Below are 17,049 nucleotides of genomic sequence, written 5' to 3' on the forward strand. Positions count from 1 at the left end.
AGCACCGTCATTGACCCGTCCGCGGGCCGGTCACATACTGGACGAATGGGAGCGGCCACCGGAGCTCGGACCTTCACCGCGGGTGCGACGCCTACGACGCGGTCATGGGGCGCTACTCGATCGCCCTCGCCCCACTTCCGCCCGATTCGCCGGTGTCGCTCCTGTGCTGCGGGTGCTCGACGTCGGGTGCGGTCCGGGAGCATTGACGACCGAACTGGTCCCGGATCGTCGGCGCGGCGAACGTCGTGGGCTGTGATCCGTCTGCGAGCTTCCTCGCGTCATGTCGTCAGCGTCTCCCCGGCGTCGACCTCCGGGAGAGCCGGGCGAGGCGCTGCCCTTCCGTGACGACTGCCTCGACTTTGCGCTGGCCCAGCTCGTGTTCCACGTCGTCGATGACCCCGAGGCGGCCGCACTGGAGCTACGACGGGTCATCCGCCCCGGCGGCCGGGCGGCCTTGTGCTTGTGGGACCTCGAGGGGGCATGGAGATGCTGCGCGCCTCTGGGACGCTGCGGTCTCACTCGACCCCGATGTCCCCGACGAACTTGAGGTCATCCGCTTCGGTCGGCAAGGTGAACACAGCCGGCTCCCGTCCGGGGCTGGCTTCACCGCCGTTTGTGAGGAGCCGTTGACGGCCCAGACGACCTACCACGACTTCGACGAACTCTGGTCAAGCCTGATGCCCGGCATCGGCCCGGCCGACTCGCCGGAACTGCGTCGGCATGAGCCGTCGAGATCCGGAAAGCGCGCAAGGGGCACTTACCAGGACTATGGCGGCAGCGTCGAGCAGCGCACCTGAGCTCTCATGAATGAAGTGCGGTCATGGAGTTGGGTAGGGCGCGCCCCAGTTGACGCTGTCGATGGCGCGTGGATGTTCGACCGTCTCGCCGCCGTGGCCGCCGCCGGCATGCGACATCGCGGCGAACACCAGGTTGGTGACCTCGCTGTCATTGCCGGAGAGCACCTCGTTCAGTGCCACAGGCAGGGCACCGGCCAGCGAAGCGACGATCCGCAAAACACGCTGCTCCCCACCGGAGTACCGGTTGATGGTTGCGTCGATGATCAGTTCAGCATCGAGCCACAGGTGGCCGGCATCGCCGATGCGGATCCATGGATTGTTCGGTTCGGCGAACCTGCCGCCGAATGCGCGGCCCAAGAGTTCGACAGCGGCCTCCAGCGGGTAAGCGCCGCGGGCCCACTGGCGCAGGTCGTCAATTGGGGCGGTCACGTCATCCATCGGCGTGTCGTCTCTGGCTGGTGGTGGATTGCTTCCCACAGGTCCCGTGCCCCGGCGGACATCTTCACCTGCACGGTGCCGATTGGATCCCCGAGCCGCGGATGGTGTGGCGTGGGTACCGGGATCTCAGCGTGTGGGTGCCGCCGCGCGCCGGGATGCTCGACCGCGGGTGGTCTCTGGGGCCGGTGGGGCCGTTCTTGTGGCTTGCGTGGGGTTGATGCCGACTTGGTGTTTCACCTGGTCTGCCAGCGCGGTGGTTGGGTGCTCGGGGGGCTCGGGGTGGCGGTAGTCGAGGTAGCGGCTGACGGCTGCGCGGACGCGTTCGGCGCTGGCGGTGAGAACTTCCTCGGGAGTCTTGCGCTCCTGTTGCGCCGCCCGGGTGGCCCAGCCTGCGAGGTATTGGAATGAGTCGGTGCTGGAGTCCAGTCCCCATTCGTTGTTGACCAGCCACGCGAATGACTCGGCTTCAACCTCGACCATGCCGCGGCAGTAGCCGCCGTCCCGGGTTCCGAGCGCGCCGGGGTCGTGCATGCTGACGTGCCCGATTTCGTGGGCCAGCACAGAGGCGGCATGGGCTGGTTCGAATCCTTCACGTACGAGGATGGCCCGCTGCGTGAAGCTGGTCAGCCCTTCAGGCCGGCACGGCCCTATTTGAACGGTGAAGCCGGCCCGGGTGGCGTAGTGGTGGAGGTTGTCCCACATGCCTTCGGGGGCGTGCCCGCTGAGATGGGTGGTCGGGTGGTCGGCCTGGGGGAGTGGGGGGCCGTCGGTCTGGGATATGTCGAAGACGCTGGCGGGTTTGACGCCCACGATCTCGCGTTTGGTGTTGCCTGCGGCGTCCAGGACCGGGGCGCCGTCGGGTGTGGTGAGGGGTTTGGTGACCGGCGCCATAATCGTGATCGCCTTCTCGCCTCTTCGGACTTGGCGGCCGATGGCCTGCCAGGCGCGGTAGCCGGCGACCCGGGTGGCATCCGGGTCTTGCATGGCGATCAGGAGCTGGTTCCGGAAGGAGTAAGTGTGGAAGTTCCGCGCTACCTGCAGCCACGCGAGCCAGGCGTCGGACTGCATCAGCTGCTGGAGCCCGGTGGCCAGCTGGGCCTGGAGGGCTTGGAGCTTTTCCTCGCGTTGGGCCGTGAACCGAGCCTGGTCGTGGTCGCTCAGCTGTCGGCGGGTCACAGCTGCTCCAGCAGCTCGGAAGCGGTGGTTCGCAGCGCCGCGATTTCCGCCGGGTCTCCACCACCGGTTTCCTGCTCTTCTATCTGGAGCAGGACGTCTTCCAGCACCACAAGCACGTCACTGTCCAGTTCGTGCGGTTCCGTCTCCGATTCGAGTTCTCCCATGCCCCTATAGCGCCGCCGAGTCACCGCTGAGGCGCAGATGGATGTCCCGGTCACGCCACAACCCACCTCCGGTGGCCCATCTCAGGTGACCGCGAGCACCTCACCGGACCCGGGGCAGTAATGAGGAAACCCACCATGAGCCAGCGCACCCGCCGGAACCTCCCACCCGCGCCGCGGAACAAAGTCGAAGGAGGGGCTGCGATCAGCCCGTCCGGAGGGGGAGGTCTACCTACACGGACGGGGGGCGGGTGGATCGTCAGGCCGGGCAGTACGCGCCTCGCTGCTGTCGCGGCGGCATGGAGCACGATCCTTGCTGCCCGGCCAGCCGCAACCGGGCACGGATGCCGTTGTGCACAAGTCGGCCGACCTGACGTCCACGACGACGTCGACGACATGGTGAAGGTGAACCAAACCCAAGAAGGGAAAGTCCATGACCACCACCACAGCTTCCGACGAAGCGGTCGAGCGCACCTATCTGTTGCTGAGGCACGCGTCCATGATGCTGCTTCGAGCGGACGGGGAGGACCTGGACACAGTCCCTCAGTTCGGCATCGCGTCCCTTCACCTCGAGGTCCTGGCATTGGTGCCCCGCCACCGTCTCCTGGTCATCGAGCACCCGGCGACGCTGACTGAGACGGTCGAACTCGCAGCCCAACAGACCGCTGCTTGGGACCACTCCACCCTGTCGCCCGAGTCCAAGGGCGTCGCCGCGGCCATCGCCGAGATCCGGCAGGCAATCACCGATTCGGGCCGACCGTGACCGGCCCCTTCCACGACGCCCTGGGCCTGGCCACGGCGAGCGTGAACGGTGACGGGCCGACAGTGACGCAATGGTCGACCGTGGCCGTGGCTTGCGCCCACGCCTTCAACGCCCTCACGATCCGCGACGAAGCAGTCACATCCGCTGCAGCGATCGCAACCCTCATCGGCCCGAGAGGAGAATGGGGTCCCATGGCCCGGGCGATTCTCGCGGCGTCGAGTTCCACCGTCGGCGGCGAGGAGAGGGAAGCAGCCCACTCGGAGGGGCGGAGGGCGTTGTGGTTCGCCACGCATGCCGCCGCCCGCAGCGCCCGAGGCGTCACGCGCACCCTTCTCGCGGGCGTAGAGAGAGAGCTCTCGCCCAGTTCTATCGCGACGATCGAACTGGAACCGGCACTGTTGCGCTGGCAGGCCATGGTGGCCACTGCGGGCCACCCCAGCCGGCAACCCTCCGCGCAAGTACTCACCGCCATCACACTGGTTCAGCTTCGACTCCTCAAACACACACAAGAACTCTTCAGGAAGGTGGAGCTTTCCAACGACGGCGCCGCAGCGATGAACCGGCTCACTACCCGGACGGAGGCCAGCGCCAGCGCGTGGCAGCAGATAGCCCAGAACCTTTACGACACCATCCTTGAACCCCCGGCCGATGCGGACACAGACACCATCAGAGGGCTGGCGGCCGCCTCCGCCTCACTCCGCACCGCCCTGGCAACGAACACCCCCGCCAGCGCGCAACTCGATGCCCTTCTCCAGACTGGTTTCGGCGGCAATCTCGTCGCCAGCCTCGTAGCCGCTTCCCCCGGCCTCCGGGGATCCTCCGAAGCGGTCATGGCGGCGCACGAACTGGAACTAACCGCCGACCCGCTCACCAACCGCCGCTTCGGAGACCGGTTCCAAGACATCCAACCGCAGGCCACTCCACCAGCCAACGGATCGACACCTGCCACAACACGCAAGGCGACTTCGCTGACGGAGTCACCAAGCGGGGACGCGAAGGGGCGTTCCGGGATCCATTCAGAGCCGATCCTCCTCACGAGGGAGGTCGAAATGGGGCTGGCAAGACGACGCGACGTCGGGATCCTCGCCGAAGCCGCCCTCCGCGGCGATCCCGACGCGCGTGCCATCACCAGCACAGCCTCCGAACAGGAGTTGATAGCGCTGGTCGCCGACGGCCGCAACGCCCTGAGCCAGATGGTGATCTCTGTCGTCCCCGCGATGCAGTCACAGCATCACGGGATCCCGCGCCGTTTGATGGCCGATGCGATGCAGAACGCGGCACTCGACGTCACCAAGGCCGCTGCCGAGTGGGATCCCGCCAAGGCACGCTGGCTGAGCTACGCCATCCGCGTGTCGAATTGGGCGGCAGCACACTCCAGACGTGACGTGGAGAATCTTCCGATCCCCAGCGAAATGAACGACGTCAGCCTCAACCGCCGCGTGAACACCAACTCACCCGTGCCCGAGCCGCCGGAGGCTCTCGAACAGCGGCGTGACCGCTCCGAACACAAGCACCTGGTTCACCAGATCGAACAGTTGGTCCCCGACCAGCTCACCCCCGTCGTCGCGGCCGTGCTGCTCGCCCGACACGGCCTCGACGGCAAGCCAGCCCGGACAAACCAGGAGATCAGCGAGGAACTCGGAATGTCGCGGACCAGCGTTGAACGGTACTACCACCAAGCTCTGACCCTGGTCCGCCAACTCGTTCCCGCTCCTCACCCCACCGCAACCGAGGACGCAGGGACTCGCGCGGCGCCGCGGCGCAACCATCGCCGGCAACCACCACCGTCGAGCGCGCAGGCGAGGTGACATCGGCGGTGTCGAGACTAAGCGCCAACGTGAAGATCGAGACTAAGCCCCAACGTCAAGACCCCCGTCCACTACCTGCCCAGTACCCCCGCTTCATCCAGCGATGGCGGCGGTTGCCCGGTGGTCGTCCAACGAACTGCCCCTCGGCGGTTCGCGCGTCGGGACAGGCGGCTCTAGACCGGAACAACACCACCGATCGGGAGAGCCTCAATGTAGGAAGGGGGAAGGATCGAGGCCGGTGCCTCGATCTGTTGTGAAACGGCATCAGGGTGCTGCCATGCGAATCTCACGCGTAGCACTTCTTCCCAGGAACCTTCACAATCGTGGCCTGTCCTCTTATGAGTCCAGCAGCATCCCGGCGAGGAGTGCGGTCGTCCGTGCAACAAGGCGCCCCTCTGCAGGCGTTAGAGATCCGGAGCGATTGGGTTCGTCCGGACGTCCATGACCGGTGCCTGCATCATTGCGCAGACGGTTGACGGCGAGACCCAACATGAAAAGACACTGTTGAAGGTGTTTATGGGGATTTGAGTGGAGGTGCGTGCTGAGGTCCGGCGCGATCTCGAGCCCAAGTGCCGTGAACGCCGCCGCAAGAGTGACGGGAAAGCTGCTGTCACGGCCGCTGACGGCGTACGACCCTTGCTTCTCGATGAGTACATGACGGGCGGCTGCCTCATCGAGTTCCTTTCCGGTGCCGATTTGGAGCGGGGCATCGTCAGGGTTGAGGTTAACGCGGTTGATGTACGCCTTGAGAACGGCTGATACCTCTGTTCCGCTGAGGTTGTCGATGACCGTCTGGTGGAGGACGCCGTCAGTGGTCAAGGTGTACCCAGCCCTGCTGAGAGCGGCCTGCAATCGAGATACCTTGTCAGTACCTGCAAAAGTGTCCAAGTTGGGTGTGAACATCCCATCCGCACGCAGGAGCGCCACTAGATGCTCGCAGAGTCGGAGCCCTGCAGTTGGATCCTGATCCTCGGCGTACATCAGTATCTGACGGATTCTCTTTGTCTTGCCGATAGTGCCGCCTTCCGGCGAGCGTCCCGAGGGCGCTGGATCTCCGGTCCGCAAGCCAAAGCGCTCGACTGCGCGATCCAACTCGTCGTGAGAGGGGCCTTGGCCACGATCAAAGAAGCTGCCGAGCACAGATCCGATTTCAATCAAGCTCATCCTGGTACCCCTATCGGTCACGGTTTCGTGTCAGATGGACTACCTCTGCAAGGTGTCCCGCTGGTGTTTGGGAGAGCTCCGAGCCGTTCGGTTCCAGTCGGATTACCGTTGAACTGCCGTGATCCCACATCGCCCAACCGGCGATGTAGCGGAAATTCAGCCCATGGTGGCCGGCGGCGCGGTGCATACTCTCCTCCAAATCCTTGCTTGGGAAAGCCCTTGAGAGCGCCTTGCCGAACCAGACGGCTCCCTCAGTGGACACCTCGACGGGCTCATTCCGGTTCCAGCCTCGGGCAGAGATTTGACGGTACAGACTGCGCGCGTGATCATCGTCGATGACATTCAGGTGACGGAATCTGGTCACCAGCATCTTGATTGCCACCCCCCAGGTCGTCTTCAGCTTCTGCAGCGCTCCCAAGGTGACGCGGGAACCAGATGCCTGCCAGTCGTCCAGGAGGGGAGCGGCGGGGGTGAGAAAGGCGGCCGCGAATCGGTGGGCCTGCTTCTCGAGCCTCTTACCCTCTTCGGGGGTACGCGGTGGCGGCAGCTCCGAGTGCAAGGCCAGATGACCCAGCTCATGGGCGACGGTAAACCGTTGACGATCCCCGGGGACGCCTGCCCGTCCGGGCCCGGCAACCCTGATGATGGGCCTCCCGTCGATCCGTTGAGATAGCCCTAGATGCCTGCCCAACTCTGACTCCATCGGCAAGACCGTGACACCGACCCGCTCGGAAGCTCGGATGACGTTCCGGACGACACCGCCTTCCGGAACGCCCGCCGCAGTTCGGACCTCCCCAGCGAACTCCTCGATCGCATCGTCATCGTTTGCGTCACCGGTCATGAGGGGAAGGCTGTCTGGAACCGGCTGCAGCCCGACGGCGTCCACAAACTCATGAGCCAGCAGGTTGTCAGCCAGTACTCTGTCGACCACCTTCGCGGAAGCGTCCGCGTAGGCCCGGAGCCAGGGCTTGGTCGACACCCCGTCGAAACCCGACCGACTTAGGTAGCCGGTCGTGCATCCAAGACAGTCTGCCAATTCATTCAGTAACCCTTCATCTGGGGCAAGCCGTCCGGTCTCGAGCTTCGACACTACGGCGTTTCCGGACACGCCCAGCTGTCGGCTCAAGTCAGTCTGCGACAGCCCGGTGGCCATTCTCAGACGACGTACACGTTCTCCTAGGGAGGCGCTATCTATCACTTCGATGTCACCTCGCAACCTCTGGCTGGTTGCCCCAGCCGAACAGACCCTCGTCGTAGCCGGGGAGATGGTCCTCCTCGTCCGAGTGGAAGCGCCCGTCGTCAGGCGGCGCAGTCCGGGCCAGCACGATGGGCGTCCCGAGCAGCAAGTGACCCACCTTCGCGGCGGTGGATCCGAGAACTTCGGCGACGAACACTTCGTCGATCGTTCGTAGCGGTGAGACCGTGTAACCGAAGACCCATTGCTCCTCCGCAAAGAGGGGGTCAGGTTCGGTGCACGAAGTAAGAAGGCCCGAATTTGGTCCGACAAGCATCTCAAACTCGCCGGACTCGTCGTTCCTTGTTGCCTTCTTGACGCGGTACTTACGGAACACGTGATCATCCGACCACACGAGGTCGAACCCTCCGAGGGTGGAGGCAAGTGGAAGCCGTACCTCGCCTCCAGATGAACGTGCAGCGTGCACCACCAGACTTCGGACCATCTCGCTCGTTATGTGCTGCGTTTCCCGGTAAGCGGGGTGCAGTTCCAGCGCCTTGTCGATCGTATGGAGGTAACTCTCTACCTCTTCGCGGATGGCATCAGCCACCGAGTGCAGACCGTCCATCTCCGCCTCACCTAAAGGGTGCATACTGAAATAGTATTCATGGGTTTGCTACATGTCAAGCGACGCTGCCGAGGACTGGCCGGGTCGGGGCTCTCAAGAAGCAGAGTGGAGCATCGATGATTGACGGAGCCTCGATCCGGTCTTCGTTCCGATCTGCGATCGTTGCGACCACCGCGATCCGGGTGGTGTGGCTGACCCGTTTCCTGGTTCCCGCTGACTGGTCGTTCTCCCTACCGGTGCTGCGTTTCCACAGCATTCAGGCTCCACCCGGCACCTCCCGCTCGAACTCTCGGGGGTATGTTCTGCGGTCCTTGTCAACCGACTGTTGGGTTCGCGTACCCCTCGGGTTTCTCGCCGCGGGGGGTACGGAAAGGGTGAGGTCGGTGGGGGAGTCTCCAGCCACGAGATCAGTCGAGCTGGAGGGACCGTTGTCATGTGCGTGCGACAGGCGTTGGGTATCGCGGGGTTGGTTGAGGAGGCTGATGCTTCCTGGCTGGAGTGGACTGCCTCGGAGGAGTGGGTTTCAGGGTTGGGGTCGGTGGCCGGGATGGTGGAGTGGCGCGATGGTGCTGGCCATGCCGAGATCGAGGCCGGGTTCCGGGCGTTGGGACGGCTGGTGCAGGAGCCGGGTTCGTCCCATCGGGCGGTGGCGGTGATGGCTCACCTGTTGGGGCCGGGGGTGGCTGCGTTGGCGGCTCGGCGGCGCCGCGGGGACGTGGACGCGGCGGAGGTGGAGTCGGTCGTCGCCGGCTACGTGTGGACCACGATCCTGGACTATCCGTGGCAGTCTCCTCCTGATTCCTGGATCCCGGCTGCTCTGCTGCGGTCGGTGGGCCGGGCGGTGGACAGGGAGTTCGGGTGGGGAGATCGCGGCGACGGCACCTGGCGGGAGCGGGTACACCTGCCGGCGGAGGACCTCGGACGGATCCCATCCATGTCGCATGGGGACCGGGCGTTGCAGGCCAGCGACGTCTACTGGTGGGCGCTGCGCGATGGTGGGGTGGCTGCTGCGGATCTGGATGTGTTGCTGCAGTTGGCGGTGATCGCCACCGATGAGGGGGTCACGAGCCGCACGAGCGCGGGGATCACGTCAAGGACAGCGTGCCAGCGGCTGGCGGAGGCGCGCGGCTTGACGGTCAACCAGGTCCAGTACCGGGCCCGGCAGACGTTGGGTGTGCTGCGCGAGGCCGCTGGGGTGCGGCGCTGAGAGGACGGCGTGCGCGGTGCGGGGTGGCTGGGGGGCCTGTCTGGGGTGGGAAAGGAGGCCCCTGTGATGGGTGCAACTGATGTGGCGGCGCTGATGGCTGAGGCGAGGCGGGACGCGGAGGCTGCCCGGCAGATCACCCGCTGGGCAGAGACGCTGCGTGCGGCTCACGAGGCCCGCACGATGCTGGCGCAGCTGCCACCGGCCGACCTGCGGGAAGCGCTGAGGGCAAGCCGATGAGCCCCACCACCTTCTCGCTACAGGAACTGCGGGCCGCGGTACACAGCTTGGACGCCGGCGTCTTCAGGACGGAGCACCCTCGCGCTTCAGTGCGGCCGGGCCCGTTGCCTGCGGGTGTGTCTGCGATCGGGGTGATGGGTGTTGGTGGCGGGGTTGGTGCCACGGTGACGGCGTTGGCGGTCGCGGAGGTCACGCGCGCTGCGCGGCTGGTCGAGTTGTGTCCGCCGTGGGCGTCGGGTCTGGCGGATGCCACCACAGCTGAACTGGGGCTGGAGGAGGGGTGGCGGCTCGGTAAGCGTGGGGACCTGCTGGTCGAGCGGCTCCATGACCCCGCTGCCGCGATGCGTGACCTGCCCGGCCTTGCGGTGGTCGACGCCGGAGCTTGGGACGGCAGCCCACCGGCAGCCATCGACCAGTTCTCGAACCTGGTTGTTGTTGCCCGCCACAACATCCCGAGCCTGCGGAGGCTGTCGAACGTGTTGGAGTCCCTGCCTGACCTGTCGGCTGTGTGCGCGGTGGTTGGGGCACCTACCCGAGGGTGGCCGAGGCCCGTGATGGCCAGGATCGGGCCGCTGCTGCGGTCGGCGCTGGCGGATGGGCTGGTGCACGCGCTTCCTGAGTACCCGGTGCTGCGCCGTGCCGGGATCACCGGCCAGCCGCTGCCCAAGAGCCTGCTTGCTGCCACCACCCGTCTCGTCAAGGACCTGGAGGTCGACCCGCCATGCTGACCGTTTCCATTCTCTTCACCCGTCTGGAACTTGCGTTCCTCCACACCGTCGGCACCGTGCTCGGTGTGGTCGGGTTCCCGGCTGCGGAGCCGCCGCCGCGGGGCAGGGTGTGTCCGATGGCCCCGGCCGGTGCGCAGCCGTTGGTGGATCAGTTCCTTGGCTGGTTCGCATGGTTCCTGGTGTGGGTGGCGTTCCCCACCGGCATCCTCGCCGCTGTCGGGATGATCGTGTTCGGCAAGATCTTCTCGATGGCCCACGTCGGCAAGGCCGGCTTGATCGGATTGTTCGTGGTGCTGGGAGCCGCGCTGCTCTACCTGGTCGTGCCTGGAATCCTGGCCGGCTTCCTCGGCGACGGCTGCGTCACCCGCTAACGGACGGGTCCTGACATGAACCCGAACAGAGCCGCAGCGGTGAAGCTGGTAGCGGCCGCAGCAACCATCGCCGCAATCCTGGTCTCCGGGCTGGCGCTGGCCTTTTACTTCGCCTTCACCGACACCGCACCCGCCCCCACTGACACCGCCGCCCACTCCACGCCGCCGTCGGGGGTGGGGGTGCGGGACCGGATCGCTGAGCAGCCGATGCCGCAGGTTTCACCTGAGGATGCCACCGGCGGCACCCCTGCGCTGGTCCCGGCCGCGGCGATGACGCTGCCGCCGCCGACGGTGCTGGGGCCGGCGGGGATCCCGGCCGGGTTCCCCAACACGGCGGAGGGCGCGATTGCGCAGCTGGCCCAGATCCTGGTCTCGGCGTTGGGGCGGATGGACCTGGAGCATGCCCGCGAGGTCCGCGAAGCCTGGTTCGAGGATCCGGACTCGGATGGGGTGTGGCCGGTGATGCTGCTGGTGCAGCGCTTCTTGGAGGAGGCGGGGATGCCGCTTGGGTTGGAGGCCCCGGCGACCCTGACCGTGGCCCCGGTTGGGGCGCAGGTCAAGGGCTCCGACGGGCCCGACTGGACAGTGGCGTGCGTGCTGCTCGATGTCACCTACACCCACGTGCAGACGGCCCGGATGGCGTATGGGCATTGCGAGCGAATGGCCTGGACCGGGGGGCGGTGGGTGGTCGCGGAAGGTTCCCATCCGCCCCCGGCGCCCTCGACGTGGCCGGGCACCGACCTGGCCCGTGAGGCCGGCTGGCTGACCTGGGTGGAGGGCTGAGGCGTGCCGTGGGACACGGTGTTGGACATCTTCTCCGACCTCGCCGCCGCCGGCGGCGCGATCGTGACCAGCCTGTGGATCAGCATCTGCATGGGCGTGTGGGGAGCCGGGCTGTGGGTGTTCCGGGTTGTGCTGGAGGTGGGTGAGTGGCTCCTGACACCACCGCTGTCGGCCACCAATCGGGATGGTTCTGCGACGTCGTTGACCTACGCATACAGCGTCACGCTGTGGTTCGCGCTGGCGTTGGCGTTGCTGCTGACGGTGGTGCATCTGATTGCCGCGGTGATCCGCCGCGACGCCAAGTCCCTGGGATCGCTGCTGTTGGGGGCTGTGCAGTTCCTGCTGGTGTCGACTGTGGCGTTCGGTTACGCCGCGGCCGTGGTGACTGCTGTCGCCGGGATCAACCAGGCGTTGATGCGGGAGGTGCTCGGGATCACGACGATGCGGGATCTGGAGGTTCCAGGCTTCAACATCGCCGAGACCGCCGTCTCCGCAGTGGTGGCGACGGTGTTGCTGGCACTGGGGTTGGTGTTGTGGCTGGCCGCGTTGAGCCACATCGTCGTGCTGCTGGGCAGGTCGGTGGCGTTGGTGGTCCTCACCGCGACCGCCCCGATCGCGGCTGCCGGGTTGTTGTATGAGCCGCTGAAGGGTTGGTTCTGGAAGACGTTCCGCTGGTTCCACGCCGCCGCGCTGGCACCGATCCTGATGACGCTGATGTTGGGGATCGGGATCCAGATCGCCAACAGCGTCGCCCTCGGCCAGGAAAACGACGTCCAGAAGGCAGCCGCGATGGCCGTGCCGGCGGTGGCGATGATCCTGGTCGCCTCCTGGAGCCCGTTCGCCCTGTTCCGGCTGCTCGCCTTCGTCGACCCCGGCACCACATCTGGCGCGAACTTCCGCGCGGCCCTGCAACCCAGCCATTCCTCCAGCCACCGGCTCGGACAGCTCCAGGACAAGCTCACCGAACACGCCACAGAGAAGGCCACCGGCCAAGCGAGCAGCGCCGAAGCCACCACCGCCACCCGAACCAGCAACGCCCAGACCAGCAGCATCTCCCCATCCGGCGCACCTGGTGGCGCGAAACCGGCTGCGGCGCCCGCTGCGACCACCGGCCCAGCCGCAGCAGCACCCGTCGCTGGGGCGGGTGGTGCAGGGGCCGGCACCGCTGGGGCGGGTGGTGCTGGGGCGTCCGGCGGTGCTCGGGTTCCGGGCGGGGCGGCCGGGGTGGTTGCGGTGGGCGCGCTGGCCGGGGCGACGGCGTTGGTGAGGGCTTTCAAGGCTGCCGGGGCGGCTACGACGGGGATCGTCGCGGACTCGGCCAGCGGGATGGGATCGGGGGATCCGAGCTACCCCTACGACCCGGCCGGGGACACCCGCCGCCCGCACCACACCAGCCGCCGCACCCCGGCGAGGCACCGATCGGCCGTGATCAGCCAGGAGCACGACAATGCCAACGACGTTTAGGAACTACACCCAGCCCCGGAACGGCTGGCTACTGGGCCAGGGACCAGCCCAGTTGGGGATCATCATCGCCGCCTCGTTCCCGGTCTGGGTCTCGATCAGCGCGCAGCGCTGGACCGCGGCAGGGGTGTTCGTGCTGGTGTGGGGGGTAGTGGTGCTGCTGACGGTGGTGCCGCTGGGGGGCCGGCCCAGCATCGGGTGGATGGCGGCAGCGGCCGCGTTCGGGATCTCCGCCCTCACCGGTTGGTCGGAGTTCACGTCCCGGGCTGAACGCGGCCGGTTGCGGGACCTGTCGGAGTTGGACATGCCTGGGTGCCTGCAGCCGGTCGAGGTGTTGGAGGGCCCACCCACGGGGTTGGAGCAGCACCGGATCGCTGTGATCAAGAACTCCGCCGCACGGACCTGGGCGATCACCGCCCGACTCCAGCACGACGGGACCGCCATGTCCGACTCAGCGGTGTTGGCGCGGTTCGCCGCCGGTTTGTCGGAGCTGGTCGACGCCGCCGCCCGCGGTGAACTCGTGACCGAGATCCATCTGATGGTGCGAGCCACCCCCGACGACTGCGCCGAGCGGGAACTGTGGCTCCGCGCCCACATCGCCGACGATGCACCCGATGCGTCGGTGGCCACCAACATCGAGCTGCTCCGGTGGGGACAGGCCGGCACCCGCAACGAGTACTTCCTCACCCTCGTGATACCGGAAACCCGGCTCGCGCGGGAGGCCAAACACCTAGGCGGACAGGTCGCCGGCCGGATGAGTGCCCTGGTCGCGGTCGCCGCCGAGATCGAAACGACCCTGACCGGCCCCGTTGGCGCGACCAGCGTCGATTGGCTCACCTCCCCGGAACTCGCAGTGGCGGTGCGGACCGGGTTCGCACCCGGCGACCGGGCCGGCATCGTGCACGCCCAGGCGCAGCAAGCCAGCAACCCCACGGTGAACGCTGATGTGCCATGGGCGCTTGCGGGTCCCTCACACGCCACCCCGGCGGTGCGGCACTGGACCCACGACGCCTGGCACAGCGTCACCTCCACCCTGAAGCTGCCCGAACGCGGCACCGCCATGGGTGCCCTGGCCGACATCCTGGTCCCCACATCAGCGGCGGAGCGGCGCAGCGTCGCTGTGGTGTTCCCCATCGAGCAGCAGTCGGCCGCCGACCGGAAAGCCTCCCAGACCGAGTTCACCAGCAGTCTCGGCCAGGGACTCCGCGACCGGCTCGGGATCCGCACCGGCATCAAGGACCGCCGCCAACAGGACAAGATCGAACAGGTCGAGAACCAACTCTCACTCGGCGCCGCCCTCACCCACCCCTACGCCCTGTGCTCCACAACCGTCCCCGCCACCGCCCCCATCAACGAATACGGCCGACGGCTGGACGCATCCATCCGGCAGGCCGGGTTCGCCCCCCAACGCCTCGACCTCGCCCAGGACACAGCCTTCGTCACCGCCAACATCCCCCTGGGCATCTCACTGGCAGCGAAGGGACTGTGATGGGCCGCCGCATCGCCGAACTCCTGGCCGACTTCGGCCACGACCTGCCAACCAGGCCCGACACACCAACCCCCACCCACACTCGGAGTCCGTTCACAGCTGTCCCGTCGTGGCGGGGACGCCGCTGGCCCGGCGCCGGGTGGGCAGCCTCCCGGCCGCCGGTGAGGCGGTACCGGATGACGTCGGACCAAGCCGGGTTGTACTGGCCCTTCACAGCTCCGGCTGCGACCGCCCCGACCGGCGCGCCGATGGGGACCGACGTCTCTTCCGGCGCCACCTTCTACGTCGACCCCCACGGCTGGGTACAAGACGACCAGGTCCCCGTGACGAACCCGAACATCTTCATCTTCGGCAAACCCGGCCGGGGGAAGTCGGCGTGGGTGAAGGCCTTCCTGAACAGGATGTTCGCCTTCGGCTACCGCGCCCTGATCCTCGGCGACCCCAAAGACGAATACGAGGCGCTATGCCACCACTTCGACGTCGAGCCGTTCCGGATCGGGCCGGGGATGTCGGCAAGGCTCAACCCACTCGACCCCGGCCCCCTCGCAGCCGGGTGGGACCGGATGGACCGCCTCGAGAGGGAATCACGCTCACGCATCATCTTCGGCCGGTGGCTGGTGCTGCTGCGCGGCCTGATCGGATCCCAGACCATCGGCGACCAACACGTACCGGTCGGGCCGAGCGAGGAGCAGGTCCTCAAAGCAGTGCTGGAATCACTCACCCGCCACGCCAGCGACTCCCGCCAACTGCGGCCGATCACGCTGCCGCAGATCTGGGCCGCCCTCAACGACCCCACCCCCGACCTCGTGACCCACACCCGGTTCCAGGACCGGCAACGGTTCCTCGACGACACCCGGCTGCTGCGCGACGCCACCGCGCAACTCACCACAGGAGTCCTGGCGGGCATCTTCGACTCCGAAACCACCATCCGGATCGACTGGACCGCACCCGTCCAGTCGCTGTCGCTGTCCCGGCTCGCGGACCTCGGGGACCAAGCCACCGGGACTGCGTTGACGTGCCTGTCGTCGTGGGGGGCGGCGACGCGCTCCACCGGCGCTGGTGGGAACCGGATCAACGTGCGCGACGAGGCCTGGAAGCAGCTGCGTCTCGGCCCAGATGCGGTCGCCGCCTTCGACGCCGACCTGCGCCTCAGCCGAGCCCACGGTGACATCGAACTGGCCGTGTCCCACAAACCCTCCGACTACCAAAGCGCCGGCCACACCGGCTCCCAAACCCAGGAGATCGCCAAGGACCTGCTCCACCTGGCCGACATCAAAGTCCTCTACGGCCAGGACGCGCAGGTCGCCGACGACCTCGAAGGACTGCTCGACCTCGGCCCGGTCGCACGCGACGCCGTCACCGGCTGGGCCATGAACCACAAAGGCCGAGCCCTCGTCTGCGTCGGACCCCGCACCCACAAAGTCCAACTCGCCCTGCACCCCGACCTGGAACTACCGCTCACCCACACCAACCAGCACCTGCACGCGACATGAAACCCCTCGCCGCCGCTGCCGCAGCGTTCCTGACAGTCCCGCTCCTTGCCCTCTCGTTGCTCGTGCCGGTGCTCGCAGGAGGCGTCCAAGCCGACCAGCACGCCACTCAATCAGCGACGTACTGCATCAACCGGGGGCAGAAGCCGTACCCACCCGTCGGCCTCGGCGGGCAGCCGAGCAGCACCCAGGCCGCCCGGCAGCCCCAGCGATCGGCCTTCCCCGACGTCTATGACCGACACGAACCCGTCGCCCGCGCGATCGTCGCCGACCTCGAAGCAGCTACCAGTAGCTGTGCACCTGCCGAGACGGGTGTGGACTGTCCGGCGACTCCGTCGTCGGTGGGCAGCGAATACGGCCAAACGTCGGATGCGGTCATGGTGATGAGATGCGTCGCCGCCGGCTGGCCCCAGATCCGCACCATCGGCGGCCTCCGGCCCGGCGATCCACGAGACCACGGCAGCGGCCGCGCCGTCGACGTCATTATCCCCAACTGGCGCACCCCGACCGGCCGAGCCCTCGGCCAGCAGATTGCCGAATGGGCACACGCAAACGCCCACACATTCGGGGTCACCTACGTCATCTGGGACCGCAAGATCTGGAGCCAAGCCCGCAACCCGGAGGGCTGGCGCCCCTGCTCGACCGGCGCCTGCTACGCCGGACCCGACCCATCCGCCGCGCACCTGGACCACGTCCACATCAGCGTCGCCGGCAACCAATACACCGGCCCAACTGCCCCCGGTGACTCGCGGGCGGTGTTGCCGGTAGCCAAGGGTTCCTACCGGATCTCGGCGTACTTTGGGCAGAGCGGTTCTCGCTGGGCAAGCACCCACACGGGGCTGGACTTCGCCGCCCGCGCAGGCACACCCATCCGTGCCGTCACTGCCGGAACAGTGGTCTCTGCCCGCAGCACCGGCGGCCCGTGGGGGAACCTCACCAAGATCCAAGCCTCCGACGGCACCCAAGTCTGGTATGCCCATCAATCCCGGATGACCGTCACCGAAGGCCAACAGGTCACGGCCGGCCAACCCATCGGAGCGGTAGGCGCCACGGGTAATGCCTCCGGTCCACACTTGCACCTCGAGATTCGAAACAGAGGCCGACCCGTGGACCCACTCACCTGGCTCCGCGACCAAGGCCTACAACCGTAACAACGTCCCTCCTCCGCGGCGCG

19 protein-coding genes are annotated in these 17,049 nt (G+C 67.1%); 13 read left to right on the plus strand and 6 right to left on the minus strand.

Going from position 1 to position 17,049, the window contains the following annotated elements:
* The first annotated feature begins 280 nt into the window (after positions 1–280).
* Positions 281–547 carry a methyltransferase domain-containing protein gene (locus LKO27_RS15495; protein WP_227735531.1) on the plus strand — a complete coding sequence of 89 codons (267 nt, stop codon included), beginning with the start codon at positions 281–283 and terminating at the stop codon, positions 545–547.
* Positions 548–626: 79 nt separating this feature from the next.
* Complete coding sequence (locus LKO27_RS03710; RefSeq protein ID WP_227735532.1) at positions 627–797, plus strand: hypothetical protein; 171 nt, start codon at positions 627–629, stop codon at positions 795–797.
* A 21-nt stretch (positions 798–818) separates the two neighbouring features.
* Here the strand turns inward: LKO27_RS03710 and LKO27_RS03715 are convergent, their stop codons facing one another.
* The 3 genes from LKO27_RS03715 to LKO27_RS03725 all read right to left on the minus strand — a co-directional run bounded on the left by LKO27_RS03715 (position 819) and on the right by LKO27_RS03725 (position 2,575).
* Entirely contained in the window at positions 819–1,235 is a 417-nt protein-coding gene (locus tag LKO27_RS03715; protein WP_227735533.1) for a hypothetical protein, read from the minus strand.
* A gap of 126 nt (positions 1,236–1,361) precedes the next feature.
* On the minus strand, positions 1,362–2,411 hold the full coding sequence (locus tag LKO27_RS03720) for an ArdC-like ssDNA-binding domain-containing protein (RefSeq protein WP_227735534.1): 1,050 nt from the start codon (positions 2,409–2,411) through the stop codon (positions 1,362–1,364).
* Positions 2,408–2,575, minus strand: a complete 168-nt coding sequence (locus tag LKO27_RS03725; protein WP_227735535.1) for a hypothetical protein — start codon at positions 2,573–2,575, stop codon at positions 2,408–2,410. Before LKO27_RS03725 ends, LKO27_RS03720 begins: the two co-directional genes overlap by 4 nt.
* A gap of 430 nt (positions 2,576–3,005) precedes the next feature.
* On the opposite strand from LKO27_RS03725, the gene LKO27_RS03730 reads away from it, so the two are divergent.
* Both LKO27_RS03730 and LKO27_RS03735 read left to right on the plus strand, forming a co-directional pair.
* The gene (locus LKO27_RS03730; protein WP_227735536.1) at positions 3,006–3,335 is read left to right on the plus strand and encodes a hypothetical protein; all 330 of its coding nucleotides are present in this window, start codon (positions 3,006–3,008) and stop codon (positions 3,333–3,335) included.
* Positions 3,332–5,143, plus strand: a complete 1,812-nt coding sequence (locus tag LKO27_RS03735) for a sigma-70 family RNA polymerase sigma factor (protein WP_227735537.1) — start codon at positions 3,332–3,334, stop codon at positions 5,141–5,143. Before LKO27_RS03730 ends, LKO27_RS03735 begins: the two co-directional genes overlap by 4 nt.
* A 336-nt stretch (positions 5,144–5,479) precedes the next feature.
* On the opposite strand, the gene LKO27_RS03740 is transcribed toward LKO27_RS03735, so the two are convergent.
* Genes LKO27_RS03740 through LKO27_RS03750 form a run of 3 tightly spaced genes read right to left on the minus strand, consistent with a single transcriptional unit; the run spans position 5,480 to position 8,109 of the window.
* Positions 5,480–6,307, minus strand: a complete 828-nt coding sequence (locus LKO27_RS03740) for an abortive infection family protein (RefSeq protein WP_227735538.1) — start codon at positions 6,305–6,307, stop codon at positions 5,480–5,482.
* Positions 6,308–6,317: 10 nt separating this feature from the next.
* The gene (locus tag LKO27_RS03745; protein ID WP_227735539.1) at positions 6,318–7,505 is read right to left on the minus strand and encodes an XRE family transcriptional regulator; all 1,188 of its coding nucleotides are present in this window, start codon (positions 7,503–7,505) and stop codon (positions 6,318–6,320) included.
* A gap of 7 nt (positions 7,506–7,512) precedes the next feature.
* Complete coding sequence (locus LKO27_RS03750) at positions 7,513–8,109, minus strand: hypothetical protein (protein WP_227735540.1); 597 nt, start codon at positions 8,107–8,109, stop codon at positions 7,513–7,515.
* Positions 8,110–8,542: 433 nt separating this feature from the next.
* Between LKO27_RS03750 and LKO27_RS15110 the strand changes: the two genes are divergently transcribed.
* The 9 genes from LKO27_RS15110 to LKO27_RS03800 all read left to right on the plus strand — a co-directional run bounded on the left by LKO27_RS15110 (position 8,543) and on the right by LKO27_RS03800 (position 17,026).
* Positions 8,543–9,316: a hypothetical protein gene (locus LKO27_RS15110; protein WP_255621763.1), complete on the plus strand. Its 774-nt coding sequence runs from the start codon at positions 8,543–8,545 to the stop codon at positions 9,314–9,316.
* A gap of 66 nt (positions 9,317–9,382) precedes the next feature.
* On the plus strand, positions 9,383–9,553 hold the full coding sequence (locus tag LKO27_RS03765; RefSeq protein ID WP_227735542.1) for a hypothetical protein: 171 nt from the start codon (positions 9,383–9,385) through the stop codon (positions 9,551–9,553).
* Between the two features lie 116 nt (positions 9,554–9,669).
* Positions 9,670–10,281 (plus strand): hypothetical protein, encoded by a 612-nt coding sequence (locus LKO27_RS03770; protein ID WP_227735543.1) that lies wholly within the window; start codon positions 9,670–9,672, stop codon positions 10,279–10,281.
* A complete protein-coding gene (locus LKO27_RS03775) occupies positions 10,275–10,652 on the plus strand; it encodes a hypothetical protein (RefSeq protein ID WP_227735544.1) in 378 nt (125 codons plus the stop codon). Before LKO27_RS03770 ends, LKO27_RS03775 begins: the two co-directional genes overlap by 7 nt.
* Positions 10,653–10,667: 15 nt before the next feature.
* Complete coding sequence (locus LKO27_RS03780) at positions 10,668–11,435, plus strand: hypothetical protein (RefSeq protein ID WP_227735545.1); 768 nt, start codon at positions 10,668–10,670, stop codon at positions 11,433–11,435.
* A 3-nt stretch (positions 11,436–11,438) separates the two neighbouring features.
* The gene (locus LKO27_RS03785) at positions 11,439–12,899 is read left to right on the plus strand and encodes a type IV secretion system protein (protein WP_227735546.1); all 1,461 of its coding nucleotides are present in this window, start codon (positions 11,439–11,441) and stop codon (positions 12,897–12,899) included.
* Complete coding sequence (locus LKO27_RS03790; RefSeq protein ID WP_227735547.1) at positions 12,883–14,385, plus strand: SCO6880 family protein; 1,503 nt, start codon at positions 12,883–12,885, stop codon at positions 14,383–14,385. The genes LKO27_RS03785 and LKO27_RS03790 overlap by 17 nt, the downstream gene beginning before the upstream one ends.
* On the plus strand, positions 14,385–15,878 hold the full coding sequence (locus tag LKO27_RS03795) for an ATP-binding protein (RefSeq protein ID WP_227735548.1): 1,494 nt from the start codon (positions 14,385–14,387) through the stop codon (positions 15,876–15,878). The genes LKO27_RS03790 and LKO27_RS03795 overlap by 1 nt, the downstream gene beginning before the upstream one ends.
* Positions 15,875–17,026 (plus strand): M23 family metallopeptidase, encoded by a 1,152-nt coding sequence (locus LKO27_RS03800; RefSeq protein WP_227735549.1) that lies wholly within the window; start codon positions 15,875–15,877, stop codon positions 17,024–17,026. Before LKO27_RS03795 ends, LKO27_RS03800 begins: the two co-directional genes overlap by 4 nt.
* Positions 17,027–17,049 lie beyond the last annotated feature (23 nt).

Source organism: Tessaracoccus sp. OS52, assembly GCF_020687685.1.
Lineage (GTDB): Bacteria > Actinomycetota > Actinomycetes > Propionibacteriales > Propionibacteriaceae > Arachnia.